This is a genomic window from Microbacterium sp. sgz311019 (assembly GCF_056135325.1).
On record NZ_JBWAXO010000001.1, the window covers coordinates 482,462 to 500,277 of the forward strand.

The 17,816-nt window shown below is 70.2% G+C and carries 17 protein-coding genes; 6 read left to right on the forward strand and 11 right to left on the reverse strand.

The window, feature by feature from the left end; translation table 11 throughout:
- Positions 1 to 2: 2 nt before the first annotated feature.
- Positions 3 to 848, reverse strand: a complete 846-nt coding sequence (locus AC0NZN_RS02290; RefSeq protein ID WP_474590641.1) for a LysR substrate-binding domain-containing protein — start codon at positions 846 to 848, stop codon at positions 3 to 5.
- 114 nt (positions 849 to 962) lie between these two features.
- Between AC0NZN_RS02290 and AC0NZN_RS02295 the strand changes: the two genes are divergently transcribed.
- The gene (locus tag AC0NZN_RS02295) at positions 963 to 2,303 is read left to right on the forward strand and encodes an MFS transporter (protein ID WP_474590642.1); all 1,341 of its coding nucleotides are present in this window, start codon (positions 963 to 965) and stop codon (positions 2,301 to 2,303) included.
- Between the two features lie 7 nt (positions 2,304 to 2,310).
- On the opposite strand, the gene AC0NZN_RS02300 is transcribed toward AC0NZN_RS02295, so the two are convergent.
- From AC0NZN_RS02300 to AC0NZN_RS02320, 5 genes are read right to left on the reverse strand one after another with little or no spacing between them, the layout of a single operon-like run.
- Positions 2,311 to 2,847 (reverse strand): gamma carbonic anhydrase family protein, encoded by a 537-nt coding sequence (locus AC0NZN_RS02300; RefSeq protein WP_474590643.1) that lies wholly within the window; start codon positions 2,845 to 2,847, stop codon positions 2,311 to 2,313.
- Positions 2,848 to 2,893: 46 nt separating this feature from the next.
- Complete coding sequence (locus AC0NZN_RS02305) at positions 2,894 to 4,378, reverse strand: amidohydrolase (RefSeq protein WP_474590644.1); 1,485 nt, start codon at positions 4,376 to 4,378, stop codon at positions 2,894 to 2,896.
- Complete coding sequence (locus tag AC0NZN_RS02310; protein ID WP_474590645.1) at positions 4,375 to 5,019, reverse strand: FMN-binding negative transcriptional regulator; 645 nt, start codon at positions 5,017 to 5,019, stop codon at positions 4,375 to 4,377. The genes AC0NZN_RS02305 and AC0NZN_RS02310 overlap by 4 nt, the downstream gene beginning before the upstream one ends.
- Positions 5,020 to 5,028: 9 nt before the next feature.
- Entirely contained in the window at positions 5,029 to 6,027 is a 999-nt protein-coding gene (locus AC0NZN_RS02315) for an Fpg/Nei family DNA glycosylase (protein WP_474590646.1), read from the reverse strand.
- Complete coding sequence (locus AC0NZN_RS02320; RefSeq protein WP_474590647.1) at positions 6,027 to 6,566, reverse strand: ribose-5-phosphate isomerase; 540 nt, start codon at positions 6,564 to 6,566, stop codon at positions 6,027 to 6,029. The genes AC0NZN_RS02315 and AC0NZN_RS02320 overlap by 1 nt, the downstream gene beginning before the upstream one ends.
- A 99-nt stretch (positions 6,567 to 6,665) precedes the next feature.
- Here AC0NZN_RS02320 and pepN point away from each other — a divergent pair, with 99 nt between their 5' ends.
- The 4 genes from pepN (at position 6,666) to AC0NZN_RS02340 (ending at position 12,550) form a co-directional block, all read left to right on the forward strand.
- Complete coding sequence (gene pepN / locus AC0NZN_RS02325) at positions 6,666 to 9,224, forward strand: aminopeptidase N (RefSeq protein ID WP_474590648.1); 2,559 nt, start codon at positions 6,666 to 6,668, stop codon at positions 9,222 to 9,224.
- A gap of 139 nt (positions 9,225 to 9,363) precedes the next feature.
- A complete protein-coding gene (locus AC0NZN_RS02330) occupies positions 9,364 to 10,455 on the forward strand; it encodes a mechanosensitive ion channel family protein (protein ID WP_474590649.1) in 1,092 nt (363 codons plus the stop codon).
- Positions 10,452 to 10,889, forward strand: coding sequence for a globin (locus AC0NZN_RS02335; protein WP_474590650.1), 438 nt, complete (start codon positions 10,452 to 10,454; stop codon positions 10,887 to 10,889). The genes AC0NZN_RS02330 and AC0NZN_RS02335 overlap by 4 nt, the downstream gene beginning before the upstream one ends.
- A complete protein-coding gene (locus tag AC0NZN_RS02340) occupies positions 10,886 to 12,550 on the forward strand; it encodes an FAD-binding dehydrogenase (RefSeq protein WP_474590651.1) in 1,665 nt (554 codons plus the stop codon). The genes AC0NZN_RS02335 and AC0NZN_RS02340 overlap by 4 nt, the downstream gene beginning before the upstream one ends.
- 29 nt (positions 12,551 to 12,579) lie before the next feature.
- Here AC0NZN_RS02340 and AC0NZN_RS02345 read toward each other — a convergent pair whose 3' ends face one another.
- Complete coding sequence (locus tag AC0NZN_RS02345) at positions 12,580 to 13,251, reverse strand: DUF8185 domain-containing protein (protein ID WP_474590652.1); 672 nt, start codon at positions 13,249 to 13,251, stop codon at positions 12,580 to 12,582.
- Between the two features lie 101 nt (positions 13,252 to 13,352).
- Here AC0NZN_RS02345 and AC0NZN_RS02350 point away from each other — a divergent pair, with 101 nt between their 5' ends.
- Complete coding sequence (locus tag AC0NZN_RS02350) at positions 13,353 to 14,201, forward strand: acyl-CoA thioesterase (protein WP_474590749.1); 849 nt, start codon at positions 13,353 to 13,355, stop codon at positions 14,199 to 14,201.
- Positions 14,202 to 14,211: 10 nt separating this feature from the next.
- Here AC0NZN_RS02350 and AC0NZN_RS02355 read toward each other — a convergent pair whose 3' ends face one another.
- Genes AC0NZN_RS02355 through AC0NZN_RS02370 form a run of 4 tightly spaced genes read right to left on the reverse strand, consistent with a single transcriptional unit; the run spans position 14,212 to position 17,617 of the window.
- Positions 14,212 to 14,721: an acyl-CoA thioesterase gene (locus AC0NZN_RS02355; protein ID WP_474590653.1), complete on the reverse strand. Its 510-nt coding sequence runs from the start codon at positions 14,719 to 14,721 to the stop codon at positions 14,212 to 14,214.
- Positions 14,714 to 16,393, reverse strand: coding sequence for an energy-dependent translational throttle protein EttA (gene ettA, locus AC0NZN_RS02360; protein WP_474590654.1), 1,680 nt, complete (start codon positions 16,391 to 16,393; stop codon positions 14,714 to 14,716). The genes AC0NZN_RS02355 and ettA overlap by 8 nt, the downstream gene beginning before the upstream one ends.
- A gap of 36 nt (positions 16,394 to 16,429) precedes the next feature.
- A complete protein-coding gene (locus AC0NZN_RS02365; protein WP_474590655.1) occupies positions 16,430 to 16,990 on the reverse strand; it encodes a DUF6993 domain-containing protein in 561 nt (186 codons plus the stop codon).
- A 51-nt stretch (positions 16,991 to 17,041) separates the two neighbouring features.
- Entirely contained in the window at positions 17,042 to 17,617 is a 576-nt protein-coding gene (locus AC0NZN_RS02370) for a single-stranded DNA-binding protein (protein WP_474590656.1), read from the reverse strand.
- Positions 17,618 to 17,816 lie beyond the last annotated feature (199 nt).

Sequence of the window (17,816 nt, forward strand, 5' to 3'; positions counted from 1 at the left end):
GCTCAGTGCAGCGTGCGCCCCATGATGGCGCGCGTGAGCGCCGCCGTGGGCTCGGCCGGCGCGCGTGGCCCCACCCGCAGCGTGAACTCCACCTCGCCGAGCGGCGGAAGCCCGAGCCGGTTCGTCACCGTGGCGAGATCGCCGGGGATGAGTGAGCGGGGGAACGGCGCGACACCGAGGCCGGCCCGCACCGCAGCGAGGACGCCGTTGACCTCGCGCGTGTTGCACGTGATCCGCCACACCCGACCCGCCGCCTCCAGCGCGTCGATCGCCATCCGCCGGCTGACGCTCGGGTCCTGGTAGGCGATGAGCGGCACCGGCGCGTCGGGCGCCAACTCGGTGCGCTCCAGCCCCATCCAGACGAGGGCGTCACTGCTGACCCGATCGCCTTCGCCCTCCCCCTGCGCCTGCTTGATGAAGATGAGGTCGAGCTGACCCGCCTTCAGCCGGCGATCCAAGGGAGCCGACTGGCCGACAGTCAGCTCGAGGTTGATCTGGGGATACGCCTGGCGGAAATCGCGCAGGATGGTCGGGAGTCGCGTGATCGCAAGATCGTCCGCGACCCCGAACCGCAGGCGCCCCCGCATGGCCGTCCCGGCGAAGTAGCTGTCGGCGGCGGCGTGCGCGGCGAGGATCGTGCGCGCGAAGCCCAGCATGGCGTCGCCGTTGTCGGTCAGCCGAAGTCGCCGGGTGTCGCGATCGACGAGGTTGCGCCGGGCGGCCGCCTCCAGGCGTCGCACGTGCTGGCTCACCGTGGGCTGGCTGAGGCCGACCCGCTCCGCCGCCCGGGTGAAGCTGCCGGTCTCGGCGACGGCGACGAAGGTGGCGAGGAGCTCCGGATCCAGCATGCTCCCGAGCCTATTGCGAAAGCCAATGGTAGTTATAGGCCTGATTGGTCGCATGAATGGATGCCCCGCCCCTAGCGTGGACCGCATCCACCGCCGACCGCATACGGAACTCCTGTGACATCGACCGACGAATCGCTGCTGACCACTCCCATCCCCGTCCTGACCACCCGTCCCCGCTGGCGGGACACCTTCGTCTCACTTCGAGTGCCGAACTACCGGCTCTACGCCGGCGGGCAGATCGTCGCCACCACGGCCCTCGGCATGCAGCGCGTGACGCAGGACTGGCTCGTGCTGCAGCTGTCCGGAAGCGTCGCGGCGGTCGGGATCACGGTCGCGATGCAGTTCGCGCCGATGCTCCTGTTCGGCCTGCTGGGCGGGGTCATCGCCGATCGGTATTCCAAGCGCCTGCTGCTGATGATCACGCAGACGACGGCCGCGCTGATCTCCGCCGTCCTCGCCGTCCTCGTGCTCTGCGGCACGGTGCAGGTGTGGCACATCTGGGCGCTGGCGCTGCTCGGCGGATTCGTCACCGTGGTCGACAACCCCGCGCGACAGGTGTTCGTCAACGAGATCGTCGGGCCGAAGCTCCTGCGCAACGCCATCAGTCTCAACTCCTCGACGTTCCAGCTCGGTGCTCTCATCGGGCCGGCGATCGGCGGGCTCGCCATCACCGCCGTCGGAAGCGGCTGGGCATTCGCGATCAACGCCGTCGCCTGCGGCCTCGTCGTGCTCTCACTCGCACTGATGGATGCCTCGGCCCTGCACCACACGCCGGTCAGGCCGCGGGCGAAGGGACAGCTCAAGGAAGGGCTGCGCTACGTGGGCGGCAAGCCGGCGATCCTGTTCACCATCGTGATGCTGGGTGCTGTGGCGTTCTTCGCGTACACGATGCCGGTACTGCTCGCCGCCTATGCGAACGACGTCTTCAAGGTGGGCGCCGCGGGCTACGGACTCTTCAACGCGCTCGTCGCCGTCGGCGCGCTGACCGGCGCCGTGCTGTCCACGCGCCGGCTCGCGGTCAGCCTGCGGCTCGTGGTCGGCGGTGCGGCCGTCCTCGGGGTGGTGCAGGCGACCACCGCGCTCGCGCCGGGCCTCGTCGTGTTCGCACTGCTCATCACGGCCGGCGGGGCGGCGAGCCTCCTGTTCCTCACGAGCGCGAACTCGCTCGTGCAGCAGTCGACGAACCTCGGCGTCCGCGGCCGCGTGATGGCGCTCTACATCCTGGTGCAGCTCGGCGGACAGGCGCTCGGCGGCCCGCTCATGGGCTGGATCGTGGAGCGCGTCGGCCCGGCGGCCGGCATGGCCGTTTCGGGAATCGTGCCGTTCGCAGCCGCCCTCGTCATCGCGATCGTGGTGATGGTGCGGGGCCACCTGCGCCTGGCGCTGTGTCGCGACGGCCGACTGCCCTCGCTGCGTCTGGTGACGCCGGCGACGGACGCCGCCTCACCCCGCTGAGGACGTCTCAGGCGGGCGTCGCATCCTCGTGGTCGGCCAGGTGCGAGCGATACGTCTCGGCGTTGCGCACCAGTGCCGCGCGCTCGTCCTCGCTGAGCTCCCGGCGCACCTTCGCAGGGACGCCGGCGACGAGGGAGCCGGGCGGGATCACGGCTCCCTCCAGCACGACCGCTCCACCGGCGACGAGAGAGCCGGCGCCGATCACCGCGCCGTTGAGCACGACGGCGCCCATGCCGATGAGCGAGCCGTCCTCGATCGTGCAGCCGTGCACGACCGCGTTGTGACCGACGGACACGTTCTCGCCGATGACGACCGGCTTGCCGTGGTCGACGTGCACCGACACGTTGTCCTGCAGATTGCTGCCCGCGCCGACGGTGATCGAGTCGCCGTCCGCGCGCAGCACCGCGTTGTACCAGACACTCGATCCCTCGCCCAGGTGCACGTCTCCGACGACGCGCGCACCGGCCGCGACGAAAGCGGAGGTGTCGATGACGGGCGTCCTGCCCGACACCGAGAGGACTGAGGCACCGTCGGCGATCGTCATGACCAGACTCTCTCACGTACCGGCGACGGCCGGTGCGATCAGCCGATCAGCCGCCGTGGGTCAGGCGGCCCCCCACGAGAGTGGCAGACACCCGCATGCCGCGCAGTGACGGCTCGTCCGCAGCCAGAGGATCGGCGTCGCAGAGGACGAGGTCTGCCCGAGCTCCCGGCGCCAGGGCGTCCGGGTCGGCGGAACCCGCGTGCGTGGAGGCCGCGAGGGCGGTCGCCGCATCCACGGATTCCTCGCCATGCCAGGCGGCGCGCCCGTCACGCGTCCGGTACACGGCCGCCGCCACCGCGGCCCACGGGTCGAGCGGCGACACCGGCGCGTCCGACCCGAAGACGAGCGGCGCGCCCGCGTCGGCGAACGACCGCAGCGGATACGCGAGGGAGGTCTGGCCGCCCCAGAGGGCATCGGCCATGTCCCGGTCATCGAGGGCGTGGGCCGGCTGCACGCTCGCGGCGACGCCGAGGCGGGCAAAACGCGGGATGTCGGCGTGGGCGACGAGCTGCGCGTGCTCGATGGTCCCCCACGCGCCCGTGGCGGCGAAGGCGTCGAGGGCGTGCGAATTCGCCACATCGCCGATCGCGTGCACTGCGCAGCGCAGCCCCGCGGCCGTCGCCTCCGTCATCAAGCCGACGAGCTCCATCGGCTGCACCGTGAGCATGCCGTGGTTGTGCTCGTCGCCCGGGTAGGCGTATCGCGCAGCGGCGGTCCGGGTGCCGAGCGATCCGTCGGTGATGACCTTCAGCGGGCCGACGGTGACGAGGTCGGAGTCCGCGCCGCGCACGGCGTCGCCGCTGCGCAGCCCCTCCGCGATCGCGCGCGGGAGCAGATCGGGGTACACGCCGAACTCCACGCGCAGCGTGTCGAAGCCCGCGGCGAGCCGTCGCGCCCAGGACTCCTCGTTCCAGGCCATGTCGAGATCGACGATCCCGACGATGCCGCGGGCCGCCGCATCCCTCGCCATCTCGGCGACGAGGCGATCGGCGACGTCGGGCTCGACCGCGTTCAGCAGCTTCGAGACGGCGAACGCGGGCTCCTCGCGCAGGATGCCGTCATCCCCTGTCGTGACGCCTTCGCGGCGCTGCGCGGCCGAATTCAGCCACATGCTGTGGGCGTCCGCGTTCAGAAGGTAGGTCGGCGTGTCGCCCGTCAGCTCGTCGAGGAGAGCAAGCGAGGGCCGGTCCGCCCACAGCGCGTCCCGGAAGCCGGCGCCCACGCGCCTCCCGTCGGGAAGAACAGTGGATGCCGCCGCCCGCCGTGCCGCGTCGCCCGCCGACTCGCTCCCGTCGAGGTCGGCGCGCTGCGCGGCCAGGGCCCACTGCGTGGTGTGCACGTGATGGTCCCACAGCCCGGGGATGAGGAACCGGCCGTCGGCGTCGAACGTCTCGCCGCGGGGGCGCAGGGCTCCGGCCGGCGCGATGTCGACGATGAGGCCGTCGGCGTGGAACACGTCGAACGGCCCCGAATCGGGAAGCATCTCGGTTCCGGGTCCGCGCAGCTGAGCGCGCCGGATCGTCGCGATCATGACGTCCGCGCCGCAGCCATGGCATCGCGCGCTCGTCGCATCTCGGCCGCGAGCGCGGAGTTCGCGTACGGACCCGTCCCCTCGAGCTCGAGGATCACCGACTCGACGACCTCGGGCGTCTTGTTCTGGCTGAGCTTCCGCTTCGCGACGATCTTCGTCGGGGTCAGCCGGAATCCGATCGTGCCCTTCTCCAGACGCTCGACGTAGGAGGCATCGTTGGGCCGCTCCCACATCAGCCGCGGGTCGTCGCGCTGCGACTCGAACCGCGCCACCAGCCGGTCGAGCACCTGCAGGTTCTCCTCCGTGGTCAGCAGCTCGGGGACCCCCGACAGGTGCACCGAGACGAAGTTCCACGTCGGGACCCCGGCGACGTCGCCGTACCACGCGGGCGAGATGTAGCCGTGCGGCCCCTGGAAGATCACCATCAGCTCGCGCTCGCCGAGACCGTGGAGCAGGTCGTCGGGTCGCCCGACGTGCCCGACGATCGTGAGGTCGTCGCGGTCGTCGTCCAGGAGCACCGCGTAGTGGGATGCGACCAGGCCGTCGGGTGCGGCGCTCACCAGTGTCGCCCACGGGTTCCGGGCGATGAGGCGACGCAGCTCGGCGACATCCGTCATCGCGAAGCTCGGATTCTGACGCATGTTCTCAGGCTATTCCTGGCAGGACGGGCACCAGTACAGCTTGCGGGCCCCCATCTCCTCGAGCACGATCGCCGTGCCGCAGGTGCGGCACGGCAGGCCCGCACGGCGGTACACCCAGTGCCGGTCGTCGCGGCTCGCCATCGCCTTGCGCCAGTCGCCGGGCGACAGATCGTCCATCGTCATCATCTGCCCGGTCTCGACCCCGACGCGCAGCAGGTGCGACCAGTCGCGCCACAGCTCGCGGACCGTGTCCTCCGGCACGTCGCGGCCAGGCGTGTGGGGGTCGAGGCGCGCCCGGTACAGCAGTTCCGCCCGGTACACGTTTCCGATGCCGCTGACGACGCTCTGGTCCATGAGGAGAAGGCCGATGGGCGTGGGCTTGCGCCGCACGACGCGCGTGAAGCGCTCCTCCCCCTCTTCGGGATCGTCCACGAGCGGGTCGGGCCCGAGCTTGGCGATCGTCGCGACGACCTCGTCCGGGGTCTGCAGCTCGCACGCCGTGGGGCCGCGGAGGTCGGCGCAGGTGTTCTCCGTCAGCAGGCGCAGCCGCACCTGTCCGACGACGGGAGGCGGCCACTCGTCCCCCTCGTCTGCGAGTCCGGTGGTCTGCTCGGACATGCGCACGTGCACGCGGGCGCGCCGCGGCGCGCCGATGGAGGACAGCGAGTTCTCGCGCGCGGCATCCATGATCTCGTCGTCCAGGACGGTGCCGCGCTGGTTGGTCTGGCCCATGCGCCCGTTGGCCGAGGCGATCGTGGGATCGACGAGGATCTCGCCGGCGAAGTCCCACGCCCCGTACATCCCGAGGTGCACGCGGAGCCAGACGTCACCCTCGAACTCGAGGAACATCTGCTTGCCGACCGCACGCACCGACTCGGCCTCACGGGCGTCGAGAATGGCCGCGCCCTCGACGAAACGGCCCTGGGGACTGGATGCAGCGACCCGGCGACCCACGAAGTTGCGCGCGAACTGCCGCGCGATGCGATGGACGGAGTGCCCCTCCGGCATCAGCCCGCCTCGGGGTCGAAGTCGCTCCTGTCGTCGGCGATGACATTCGGCGCGACGGCGCGGGGGTCGGGCTCCAGCGCACCGTCGATCTCGAACGCCGCGATCTGGGCGATGCGCCGGATGTGGCGCTCCTCGTCGCTGAACGGAACGGCGATGAAGGTGTCGATGAACGACAGCGCCTCCTCGAGCGTGTGCTGTCGCGCTCCGATGGCGATCACGTTCGCGTCGTTGTGCTGACGGGCGAGCTCGGCTGTCGACTGGTTCCACACGAGGGCCGCGCGGATGCCGCGCACCTTGTTCGCCGCGATCTGCTCGCCGTTGCCCGAGCCGCCGAAGACGACGCCGAGCGCCTCGACGCCCGCCGACTGGTCAGCGACGACGCCTTGCGCGGCCCGGATGCAGAACGCGGGGTAGTCGTCCAGCGCGTCGTACTCGATCGGACCGTGATCGATGACCTCGTGCCCCTGATCGGCGAGGTGGCGCTGCAGCCGGGTGGAGAACTCGAGGCCCGCATGATCGGTCGCGATGTGGATGCGCATGCGTCAATCCTAGGGAGCACCATAGGCTAGGACGGTTGTCGCCGGGCGCCACCCGCGCTCGTCCGCGGCATTACCCCCACACGCAACGGGAGCAACGCAGTGCCTGGAGAGAACCTCACCCGCATCGAAGCGCAGGAGCGACGCGCCATCGTCGATCCGTCGACCGAAGGGCTCGAGTACGACGTCGTCCTCGACCTGACCCGGGGCGCCGAGGTGTTCGGTTCGCACACCACCGTCCGCTTCGCCGCCGTTCCCGGCTCAGACACCTTCATCGACCTCATCGCGCGCGAGGTGCGCTCGATCACGCTGAACGGCGCCGAGCTCGATCCCGCAGAGGTCTTCGCCGACTCGCGCATCGCGCTGCGAGGCCTCGCCGAGCAGAACGAGCTCGTCGTCGACGCCGACTGCCTGTACACGAACACCGGCGAGGGCCTGCACCGCTTCGTCGACCCGGTCGACGACGAGGTCTACCTCTACTCGCAGTTCGAGGTGCCCGACTCGCGGCGCGTGTTCACGGTGTTCGAGCAGCCCGACCTCAAGGCGGGCTTCCTGTTCACCGTCACCGCCCCGGAGCCGTGGCGGGTCGTCTCGAACTCCCCCACCCCGGAGCCGAAGAAGCACGGCGACGGATCGGCGACGTGGGCCTTCGAGCGCACGCCCCGCATCTCGTCGTACATCACGGCGCTCATCGCCGGCCCGTATGAGGCGACGTTCTCGGAGCTGACGAGTGCCTCCGGGCGCGTCGTCCCCCTGGGCGTGTACGGCCGCAAGAGCCTGTGGCAGCACCTCGACGCCGACTACATCTTCGAGAAGACCCGCCAGGGCTTCGCGTACTTCGAGGAGAAGTTCGGCGTCGCCTACCCGTTCGCGAAGTACGACCAGCTCTTCGTGCCCGAGTTCAACGCGGGCGCCATGGAGAACGCGGGCGCGGTCACCTTCACTGAGACGTATGTCTTCCGCAGCAAGGTGACCGATGCCGTCAAGGAGCGTCGCGTCGTCACCATCCTGCACGAGCTCGCCCACATGTGGTTCGGCGACCTCGTCACCATGAAGTGGTGGAACGACCTCTGGCTGAACGAGTCGTTCGCCGAGTGGGCGTCCACCATCGCCACCGCCGAGGCGACCGAGTGGACCGAGGCGTGGACGACGTTCAACGCCATGGAGAAGACCTGGGCCTACCGCCAGGACCAGCTGCCCTCGACGCACCCCGTCGTCGCGACGATCAACGACCTCGAGGACGTGCAGGTCAACTTCGACGGAATCACCTACGCCAAGGGCGGCTCGGTGCTCAAGCAGCTGGCCGCATGGGTGGGCATCGACGCGTTCTTCGCCGGTGTCGGCGCCTACTTCCGCAAGCACCAGTGGGGCAACACCGAGCTCAGCGATCTTCTCACCGAGCTCGAGTCGACGAGCGGACGCGACCTGACCACGTGGTCGCGCAAGTGGCTCGAGACCGCGGGCGTCAACACCCTCTCCCCGGTCATCGACGAGGCCGGCGACGGCACGATCTCGCGGTTCGCGATCGTCCAGACGGCCCCGGCCGACTACCCGACGATCCGTCCGCACCGACTCGCCGTCGGCTTCTACAGCCTGCGCGGCGACACCCTCGTCCGGGTGCAGCGGATCGAGATCGACGTCGACGGCGACCGCACCGATGTCCCTGAGCTCAAGGGCATCGTCCGTCCCGACCTGGTGCTCCTGAACGATGACGATCTCGCGTACGCGAAGATCCGCCTCGACGGCCGGTCGCTGAAGACCGCGATCGCCCACCTCGCCAAGATCTCGGACCCGCTCGCGCGCTCGCTCGTGTGGGGTGCGGCCTGGGATCAGACGAGGGATGCCGAGTCCGCCGCATCCGACTACATCCACCTCGTGCTGCGCAACATCGGCAGTGAGACCGAGTCGACGACGGTGCGCACGACCCTCGGACAGCTGCTGCTGGCCGCGAGCTCGTACGTCGCTCCGGAGCGACGCGAGGCGGCGCGCGCATCCGTCGCCGAGGGCCTGTGGGAGCTGGCGAAGGCGGCCGAGGCCGGCAGCGACGGACAGCTGCAGCTGGTCACGTCATTCGCCGCCGCCGCGTCCACTCCCGCCCAGTGGGATCGCGTGCGCCGCGTGCGCGACGGCGAGCTTGCGTTCGACGGCCTCGAGATCGACACCGACCTCTCGTGGCAGCTTCTGGTCTCCCTGGCCGCAGGCGGGGTCGTGAGCGAGGACGAGATCGACGCCGCCCTGGCCGAGGACAACACCGCGAAGGGCGGCGAGTTCGCCGCGCAGGCCAAGGCCGCCCTGCCGACGCTGGAGGCGAAGCGCGCCGCGTGGGCGAGCCTCGTCGACAGCGATGAGCTGCCCAACACGGTGGTCCGCTCCGCCGCGCTCGGGTTCGTGAACCCGGCGTCGCGCGACCTGCTCGCCGAGTTCATCCAGCCGTACTTCGACATGCTGCTGCCGGTGTGGGAGTCGCGCACGTACCAGATCGCGCAGTACCTGATCACCGGGCTCTACCCCGCCGCGCTTGCGAACGTCGCCCTCCGCGACGCGACACGCGGCTGGCTCGCCGCGAACAAGGATGCCCCTGCGGCGCTGCGCCGCCTCGTCAGCGAGAACCTCGCCGGCGTCGAGCGCGCGCTCGCGGTGCAGGAGCGCGACGCCCAGTAGCGCCGAAGCCAGGGACGGATGCCTCGGCCGACGGGCCGAGGCTGGCCCCCGCGGCCCGACACTCCACGCGCCCGCGCGGGGAGTGTCGGGACCGTTGTTCTGACCGGACTCAGAGCCGCTGATCGTTAGGCTGTCGTCGATGCGTCTCCTCTCAAACATCACCATGCCCGACATCACGAGCCCGACCTTTTGGGACAAGGTCTGGCAGTTCCTGGTGGGCGTGGGCTGGAACCTCCTGCAGGTCGTCTGCATCATCGTGGGGACGCTCGTCGTCGTGTGGATCCTCCACGTCGTGATCCGTCGCGTCGTGTCGCGGATCGTGAACGGCGCCAAGTCCAAGGCGAACGTCGACGACACGCAGGCGCTGGAGCGCTCCCCGCTGGCCTCGGTGCGTCTCGTCCAGCGCACCCGCACCCTCGGGTCGATCCTCAAGAACATCGTCAACGTCGCCGCGGTGATCATCGCGCTGCTGCTGATCGTGAACATCCTGGCTCCGAACGCGCTCGGCTCCCTGACGCTGCTGACGGCCGCGATCGGCGCCGGCCTCGGCTTCGGGGCGCAGAACATCGTCAAGGACGTCCTGAACGGCATCTTCATCGTCGCCGAGGACCAGATCGGCATCGGCGATGTGGTCGACGTGGGGCTCGCGACGGGCATCGTCGAATCGGTGAGCGTGCGCATCACGCAGGTGCGGGATGTGAACGGCACGCTCTGGTACGTCCGCAACGGCGAGATCCTGCGCATCGGCAACATGTCGCTCGGCTGGTCGCGCGTGATCGTCGACCTGGCGGTGCCGGTGGATGCCGACATCGACGAGGTCGAGAAGGCGATGCTGGATGCCGCGCACTCGATCGCGAAGGATCCCAAGTGGCGCACGCGCGTCATCGAGGAGCCCGAGATCTGGGGCCTCGAGTCCGTCACGGGCGATGCCCTCGTCATCCGTCTCGTGATGAAGACGCGCGCAGGCGCCAAGGACGACGTCGCCCGCGAGCTGCGGATGCGCCTGAAGCACGCGATCGATGCGCTGGGATTGAAGCTCCCGCAGCTGAACTCCATCACCCTCTCCGGCTACGAGGCGGCGAGCCGCGTCCGCGGGGCGAACCCGCCGAAGACCAAGCCGGTGGCCGTGACCGGCACGGGCAAGCCCGAGGATGTCGTGTGGAAGGCGAAGCGCACGCCGGCACCCAAGAACACGAAGAAGAAGCCGCCCGAGGAGGACGAGACGACATGACGGATGGCTCCGCATCCCCTCCCGGCCCGCCGCGGTCGCGTGAGCCGATCACCTTCTACGAGGAGGTGGGCGGCCATGACACCTTCGTGCGGCTCGTCGATGCGTTCTACCGCGGTGTCGCGGAGGACGAGGTCCTGCGTCCCATGTACCCCGAGGAGGACCTCGGGCCTGCCGCCCACCGGCTGACGATGTTCCTCGAGCAGTACTGGGGAGGCCCGACGACGTACAGCGAACAGCGTGGCCACCCGCGTCTGCGCATGCGGCACATGCCCTTCCACGTCGACCCCGACGCCCGCGACCGGTGGCTCGGGCACATGCGGCAGGCGGTCGACGAGCTCGAGCTCTCCCCCCTGCACGAGACGACGCTGTGGGACTATCTGCAGCGAGCCGCTTTCGCCATGGTCAACACCTTCGAACCAGGACCCGCCCGATGACACCCACCTCCTACTCCGCCGACGTGCTCGTGATCGGCTGGGGTCTCGCCGGCCTCGTCGCCGCGGGCGAAGCCGTCGCCGCCGGCAAGAGCGTCGTCATCGTCGACCAGGAGCCCCGGACCAACCTCGGGGGGCAGGCCTGGTGGTCGTTCGGCGGCCTGTTCTTCGTCGACTCCCCCGAGCAGCGTCGCATGGGCATCCGCGACTCCTACGAGCTCGCCCGCCAGGACTGGTTCGCCACCGCGGGGTTCGACCGCGACGAGGACCGCTGGCCCCGGGCGTGGGCGGAGGCGTACCTCGCGTTCGCCAGCGGCGAGAAGCGCTCGTGGCTTCGGCAGAAGGGCGTCGGATTCTTCCCCGTCGTGGGATGGGCGGAGCGCGGGGGCTATACGGCACTCGGGCCGGGCAACTCGGTGCCCCGCTTCCACATCACGTGGGGCACCGGCCCGGGCATCGTCGCCCCGTTCCGCACGGCCGTCGAAGAGGCCGAGCTCAGCGGCCGGCTCACGATCCTCCCGCGGCATCGCGTGAGGACGCTTACGACGACGGAGGGGACCGTCACCGGCGCCTCCGGCGACGTGCTGGCGCCCTCCGGCGCTGCGCGAGGGGTGGCCACCTCTCGCGAGGTCGTCGACGCCTTCACCGTCGCCGCGGGCGCGACGATCATCTCCTCGGGTGGGATCGGCGGCAACCACGACCTCGTGCGGCGCAACTGGCCGGCGAGCCTCGGCACCCCGCCCACCGACATGGTCACCGGTGTGCCGGCGTATGTGGACGGTTCCATGCAGGAGCCGGCGGCCGGCGCAGGCGCCCGCCTCATCAACGGCGACCGCATGTGGCACTACGTCGAGGGCATCCAGAACTGGGATCCGGTGTGGCCCGGACACGGCATCCGCATCCTGCCCGGTCCGTCGTCGATCTGGCTGGACGCCACGGGCACGCGCCTGCCCGTCCCGCTCTTCCCGGGCTTCGATACGCTCGGCACACTCGAGCACCTGCGCACGACGGGGCACGACCACTCGTGGTTCGTGCTCTCGCAGCGCATCGTCGAGAAGGAGTTCACACTCTCCGGCAGCGAGCAGAACCCGGACCTCACGGGAAAGGACGTGCCGCTGCTCATGAAGTCGCGGCTCGGCAAGGGCGCATCCGGCCCAGTGCAGGCGTTCCTCGACCGAGGCGCCGACTTCGTCGTGCGCGACTCGCTCGACGAGCTGATCGAAGGGATGCGGGCGCTGCCCGGCGGCGACGCGCTCGACGCCGAGCAGGTGCGCCGCGAGGTCGAGGGGCGCGACCGCGAGATGCACAACGACTTCACCAAGGACGCGCAGGTGGCGATGCTGCGGTCGGCCCGGTCCTACCGGGGCGACAGGCTCATCCGCACCGCGGCGCCGCACCGCATCCTCGATCCCGAGGCCGGGCCGCTCATCGCCGTGAAGCTGCACGTTCTGACGCGCAAGTCGCTCGGCGGCATCGAGACGGACCTCTCCGGACGGGCACTCGGAGCGGACGGGCAGCCGGTTCCCGGCCTGTACGCGGTCGGCGAGGCCGCGGGCTTCGGGGGCGGCGGAGTCCACGGCTACCGTGCCCTCGAAGGCACGTTCCTCGGCGGCTGCCTGTTCTCCGGCCGTGCGGCCGGCCGTGCCGTCGCGGCCGCGCTGTAGTCACCGCGGGCGGGAGGCAGCTGAACCCGTCAGCCGCGTCCGGTGGGCCGCACGGCGGTGAGCCCGGTGACCGACGGTCCCCGCACGATCACGTGGCCGCGCGCGAGAGCGATGCGCGTCCAGGGGCCGGAGACGAGCACGCGCGCCTGCTCCGATCCCCCGATGAAGCCCAGGGCGAAGGCGGCGAAGGCGACGCCGATCGGCAGGCCGAGGAGGGTGTCGTCGGCCTGACCCCACACCTGCGCGCGCACTGCGCGCACCGCATCCTCACCCGCGTCGGTCGGCACCGATTCAGCGACCGCGGCGATCCCCCACTGGGCTCGGGCGGCCAGCTGCGCGGCGGCGATCTCGCCTCTGGGCTCCCAACCGGTCCGCGGGGGCTGGATGCCGGCCCACGAGGGTGCGAGCGCCGTCTCCGGCAGCACCACCTCGTTCGGGGCGTCAGGTGCCTGCTGCAGCGCGGACGCCTCGACGACGAGGTCGCATTCGAGCTCCGGGTCCACCGCCAGCGCCCGCATCCCGAGCACCGTCGGCGTCGTATCGAACAGCCCGCGCGGTGAGAGCGGAGCCGCTGTCGTCGTGAGCGTGCCGGCCGATGCGGTGAGGCGCACGGCCCCGTCGCCGAGGCGCGCGGCGCGCCCGGCGAAGGTGAGGAGATCGGCCGCTGCGAGCGGGTCGGGGAACAGAAGGCGCTCGGACATCCGCCCTAAACTACCAATCATGCGGCCGCCTGCGTCGCGAGACGGAGGCTTACGTGACATCTGATGACGGCGAGGCGCCCTCGATCGACCCCGTGTCGTCCATGCTCGCGGTGCTCGACCTCGCCGCATCGGATGCCCGCACGACCGAGGACATCTTCACCGGGGTCTCGCAGTCCATGCCGCTCGGTCGCGTGTACGGCGGACAGGTGCTCGCGCAGTCGATCGTGGCCGCCTCCCGCACCGTCGCGGAGGACCGCATCGCCCACAGCATGCACGGCTACTTCCTGCGCCCGGGCGATGCAGGCCAAGGAATCACGTTCGCGGTCGACCGGATCCACGACGGACGGTCCTTCTCGACCCGGCGCACGCAGGCGTACCAGGACGGCGTGCCGATCTTCTCGATGATCGCGTCCTTCCAGGACGTCGACCCGGGTCTCGAGCACCAGAAGCCCATGCCCGACGGCATCCCCGCCCCGCACGAGCTTCCCGCCGTCGAGGACTCGCTGACCGGCCTCCACCCGATGTCGAAGCGGTTCTACCGGGATCTTCCCGTCGACCTGCGGCACGTCCCCTCGCCGATCTATGCGCGGGTGGAAGGCGAGCACGTGCCGCGGCAGGCTGTGTGGATGCGGGCGCGGCGCGCGCTGCCCGACGACCCGGCGCTGCATCGCGCCGCGCTCGCGTACCTCAGCGATCTGACGATCCAGGAGTCGATCCTGCGCGCCCACGGTGTCTCGTGGGCGACGCCCGGCATCAAGGTCGCGAGCCTCGACCACGCGATGTGGTGGCACCGGCCCGGCCGTGTCGACGACTGGCTGCTGTACGTGCAGGAGTCGCCATCCGCTCGCGGCGGCCGCGGTCTCGCCCAGGGACGGATCTACGCCGAAACCGGGGATCTGCTCGCGAGCGTCGCCCAGGAGATCACGATCCGCGTGCCGATCGCCCCCTGACGCCGCCCGTTCAGCCGCGGTGGGTGAACGCGACCGGCGCTCCCTCGTACGGGCGCCAGGCCGCCCGCTCCTCGGGCGAGAGCCGCAGAGGACGGCCGGTGGCGGCATCCGCCTTCACGACCGTCGTGACGGCGCGGGCATAGAGCGTCTGCCCGTTCTCGCCCGCCGTCTCCCGGGGGCTGTAGACCTCGTAGCAGACGTCGATGCTCGAGCCGCCGAGCTTGCCGAACCACAGCTGCACGTCGAGCGGGTGCCGCTGGTAGGGCACCGGCGCGAGGTACTCGATCTCCTGCCGGGCGATGAGGGTCAGGATGCCGGCATTCAGCCCCGAGCTCAGCACGGCGGTCGGCGGAGCCTCCTCGCCGGGCTCCGGCAGCCAGAAGATGCGCACACGCGCCTCTTCGAGGAGCTTCAGCATCGACGTGTTGTTCACGTGGTTGAACGCGTCGAGGTCTCCCCACCGCAGGTGGATGGGAACGTGCAGACGCTGGCCGCCGGCGCTCGAATCCTGCTCAGTCACGCGTCAGCTTGCGATACGCGGTGCGGTGCGGGCGGGCCGCGTCCGGGCCGAGTCGCTCGATCTTGTTCTGCTCGTACGCCTCGAAGTTGCCCTCGAACCAATACCACTTGTCCGGGTCTTCGTCCGTCCCCTCGTAAGCGAGGATGTGCGTCGCGATGCGGTCGAGGAACCACCGGTCGTGCGTGATGACCACGGCACAGCCGGGGAACTCGAGCAGGGCGTTCTCCAGCGACTGCAGCGTCTCGACGTCGAGGTCGTTCGTCGGCTCGTCGAGAAGGAGCAGGTTGCCGCCCTCCTTGAGCGTGAGTGCGAGGTTCAGACGGTTGCGTTCACCGCCGGACAGGACTCCGGCCTTCTTCTGCTGGTCGGGCCCCTTGAAGCCGAACTTCGAGACGTAGGCGCGCGAGGGGATCTCCGTCTTGCCGACCGTGATGATGTCGAGACCGTCGGACACGACCTCCCACAGCGTCTTCTGCGGGTCGATATTCGCGCGGGACTGATCCACGTAGCTGATCTTGACCGTCTCGCCGATCTTCAGGTCGCCGCCGTCGAGTGGCTCGAGGCCGACGATCGTCTTGAAGAGCGTCGTCTTGCCGACGCCGTTGGGTCCGATCACGCCGACGATGCCGTTCGGGGGAAGGCTGAAGCTCAGGCCGTCGATGAGCGAGCGGCCGTCGAAGCCCTTCGCGAGCTTCTTCGCCTCGATCACGATGCTGCCCAGGCGCGGCCCCGGCGGGATCTGGATCTCCTCGAAGTCGAGCTTCCGCGTCCGGTCGGCCTCGGCGGCCATCTCCTCGTAGCGCGCGAGGCGCGCCTTCGACTTGGCCTGACGGCCCTTCGCGTTCGAGCGGACCCAGTCGAGCTCTTCGGACAGGCGCCTCGCGAGCTTGGCGTCCTTCTTGCCCTGAACCTCCAGTCGCTCGGACTTCTTCTCGAGATAGGTCGAGTAGTTGCCCTCGTAGCCGATGAGCCGGCCACGGTCGACCTCGGCGATCCACTCCGCGACGTTGTCGAGGAAGTAGCGGTCGTGGGTGATGGCGATGACGGCGCCGGCGTACTTCTGCAGGTGCTGCTCGAGCCAGAGCACGCTCTCGGCATCGAGGTGGTTGGTGGGCTCGTCCAGCAGGAGGAGGTCGGGCTTCTGGAGCAGGAGTTTCGTGAGCGCGACGCGGCGCTTCTCGCCGCCGGAGAGGTTCGAGACCTGCGCGTCGCCCGGCGGCGTGCGCAGCGCGTCCATCGCCTGGTCCAGCTGGGAGTCGAGGTCCCAGGCGTCGGCCGCGTCGATCTCCTCCTGAAGCTGGCCCATCTCGGCGAGGAGCGCGTCGAAGTCGGCGTCGGGGTCGGACATCAACCCCGAGATCTCGTTGAACCGGTCGACCTTCGCCTTGATCGCGATGCCGTCCTGGATGTTCCCGAGGACCGTCTTCGTCTCGTCGAGCACGGGCTCCTGCATGAGGATGCCCACACTGAAGCCTGGCGTCAGCTTCGCGTCGCCGTTGGACGGCTGATCGAGTCCCGCCATGATCTTGAGGATCGTCGACTTGCCGGCTCCGTTCGGACCGACCATGCCGATCTTGGCGCCGGGCAGGAACGCCATCGTGACGTCGTCGAGGATCAGCTTGTCGCCCACGGACTTGCGGGCACGAACCATCTGGTAGATGTACTCAGCCATAACCGGTCCAGTCTACGGGGCGGCCCGAAGCCGCTCTCACCAGTTGATCGGCCGCGTGTTCCCGAGAAGGCATGTGCCGCCGCCGAGGACGGGGAGGACAGCGGTGACCGGGTCTCCGATCGCGGGTCCGACCTGGCCGACGAGACACTGGTCGCCCATCCTGACGGAGAACTCGATGCTCTCCGCGGGGTTGCCCACTGTGGACTTGTCGTTGGTGACCTGCATGGCGCCCTTGTCGAACCCGGCCGCGACCAGGGCATCGACGTAGGCCCGCCCCTGCGCCTTCTGTGCTGACGCCCACACCTGCTCGACGGTCTGCGTGAAGATCGGGAGGTTCTGCTCGGCGGTGCCGTCGGGAATGAACGTGGCCGGGGGCGTCGGGGACGCGGAAGCTCCGGTCCCGCCGCCCGTCCCGCCCGAGCCGCCCATCCCGCTCGACCCGCCTGTCGTCGACCGTGCCGGCCCGGATCCCGTCGGCGTCGAGCCGCCCGGCGTGCAGCCGGCGAGGATGCCGGCGACGAGCACGAGCGCGACAACCGTGACGCCTCGCATCCGCCGCCGGGTTAGGAGCGCGCGGTGGGCGGTCGCGGTGGGCACGGCACGAGTCTACGTGCGCCGTCTGATCGCCCACCGCGACCGTCGCAGGGATCAGAAGGGAGCCTCCTCGGAGACGCCCGCGAGAGCGAGCGCACGATCCGTCTCCGGCAGCAGCTCGTCGAGGCCGCGCCGGGCCTCCTCGGCGTCGGCGTCGCCTTCGCTCTCGGCGGGAGTCAGTCCCGGCGCATTCCAGCCGTCGTCGTCCTTGCCTGCCTCGGCCGGCCCGGCATCCACCGTCCAGCCCTCGGTCTGACGGGACTCGCCCGGCGCGCCCTGCTCGAAGCGCCGGAAGACCGACGTGCCCCAGAGCAGGTCGTGCCCGACCGCGTCCGCATCGATCTCGGCGCTCGTGCCGCGCTTGGTCGGCGTCTCCCAGTCGCGCAGGCGCAACCGGCCCGTGACGATGACGCGCTCGCCGCGATGCAGCGACATATACGCGTGCTCGCCGAGCGCGCGGAAGGCAGACACGGTGTACCAGTTGGTCGCCGACTCCACCCACTTCTCACTCTCCTTGTCGAACCTCCGCTGACCCGCGGCCACGCGGAACGTCGTGACGGGGATGCCGCTCGCCGTCGTCCGCCGCTCGGGGGCCGTGGCGACGTTGCCCGTGATGGTGATGGTGTCCATGACGCAGTCCTTTCCTCCGGGGACTCTCCCCGGATGCTCCGGCGCCCCGTGCCCGTTCGGGCGCCGGAGCTGGGTCAACTGTGCGTGCGGGGTCCGGGCTCGAAAGCGGACGGCGGCAGCGCCGTGGAGAACGACATGCCGCGCCGTCATTGGGGAGGAGACCGAGCCAGCAGTCCGGCGGGAATGTCGGAGGTCGAAT

What these genes read in the sequence shown, in the direction of transcription:
- AC0NZN_RS02290 (WP_474590641.1), bottom strand. Translation starts at nt 848, where the DNA reads ATGCTGGATCCGGAGCTCCTCGCCACCTTCGTCGCCGTCGCCGAGACC.
- AC0NZN_RS02300 (WP_474590643.1), bottom strand. Translation starts at nt 2,847, where the DNA reads ATGACGATCGCCGACGGTGCCTCAGTCCTCTCGGTGTCGGGCAGGACG.
- AC0NZN_RS02305 (WP_474590644.1), bottom strand. Translation starts at nt 4,378, where the DNA reads ATGATCGCGACGATCCGGCGCGCTCAGCTGCGCGGACCCGGAACCGAG.
- AC0NZN_RS02310 (WP_474590645.1), bottom strand. Translation starts at nt 5,019, where the DNA reads ATGCGTCAGAATCCGAGCTTCGCGATGACGGATGTCGCCGAGCTGCGT.
- AC0NZN_RS02315 (WP_474590646.1), bottom strand. Translation starts at nt 6,027, where the DNA reads ATGCCGGAGGGGCACTCCGTCCATCGCATCGCGCGGCAGTTCGCGCGC.
- AC0NZN_RS02320 (WP_474590647.1), bottom strand. Translation starts at nt 6,566, where the DNA reads ATGCGCATCCACATCGCGACCGATCATGCGGGCCTCGAGTTCTCCACC.
- AC0NZN_RS02330 (WP_474590649.1), top strand. Translation starts at nt 9,364, where the DNA reads ATGCGTCTCCTCTCAAACATCACCATGCCCGACATCACGAGCCCGACC.
- AC0NZN_RS02335 (WP_474590650.1), top strand. Translation starts at nt 10,452, where the DNA reads ATGACGGATGGCTCCGCATCCCCTCCCGGCCCGCCGCGGTCGCGTGAG.
- AC0NZN_RS02340 (WP_474590651.1), top strand. Translation starts at nt 10,886, where the DNA reads ATGACACCCACCTCCTACTCCGCCGACGTGCTCGTGATCGGCTGGGGT.
- AC0NZN_RS02345 (WP_474590652.1), bottom strand. Translation starts at nt 13,251, where the DNA reads ATGTCCGAGCGCCTTCTGTTCCCCGACCCGCTCGCAGCGGCCGATCTC.
- AC0NZN_RS02350 (WP_474590749.1), top strand. Translation starts at nt 13,353, where the DNA reads ATGCTCGCGGTGCTCGACCTCGCCGCATCGGATGCCCGCACGACCGAG.
- ettA (WP_474590654.1), bottom strand. Translation starts at nt 16,393, where the DNA reads ATGGCTGAGTACATCTACCAGATGGTTCGTGCCCGCAAGTCCGTGGGC.
- AC0NZN_RS02370 (WP_474590656.1), bottom strand. Translation starts at nt 17,617, where the DNA reads ATGGACACCATCACCATCACGGGCAACGTCGCCACGGCCCCCGAGCGG.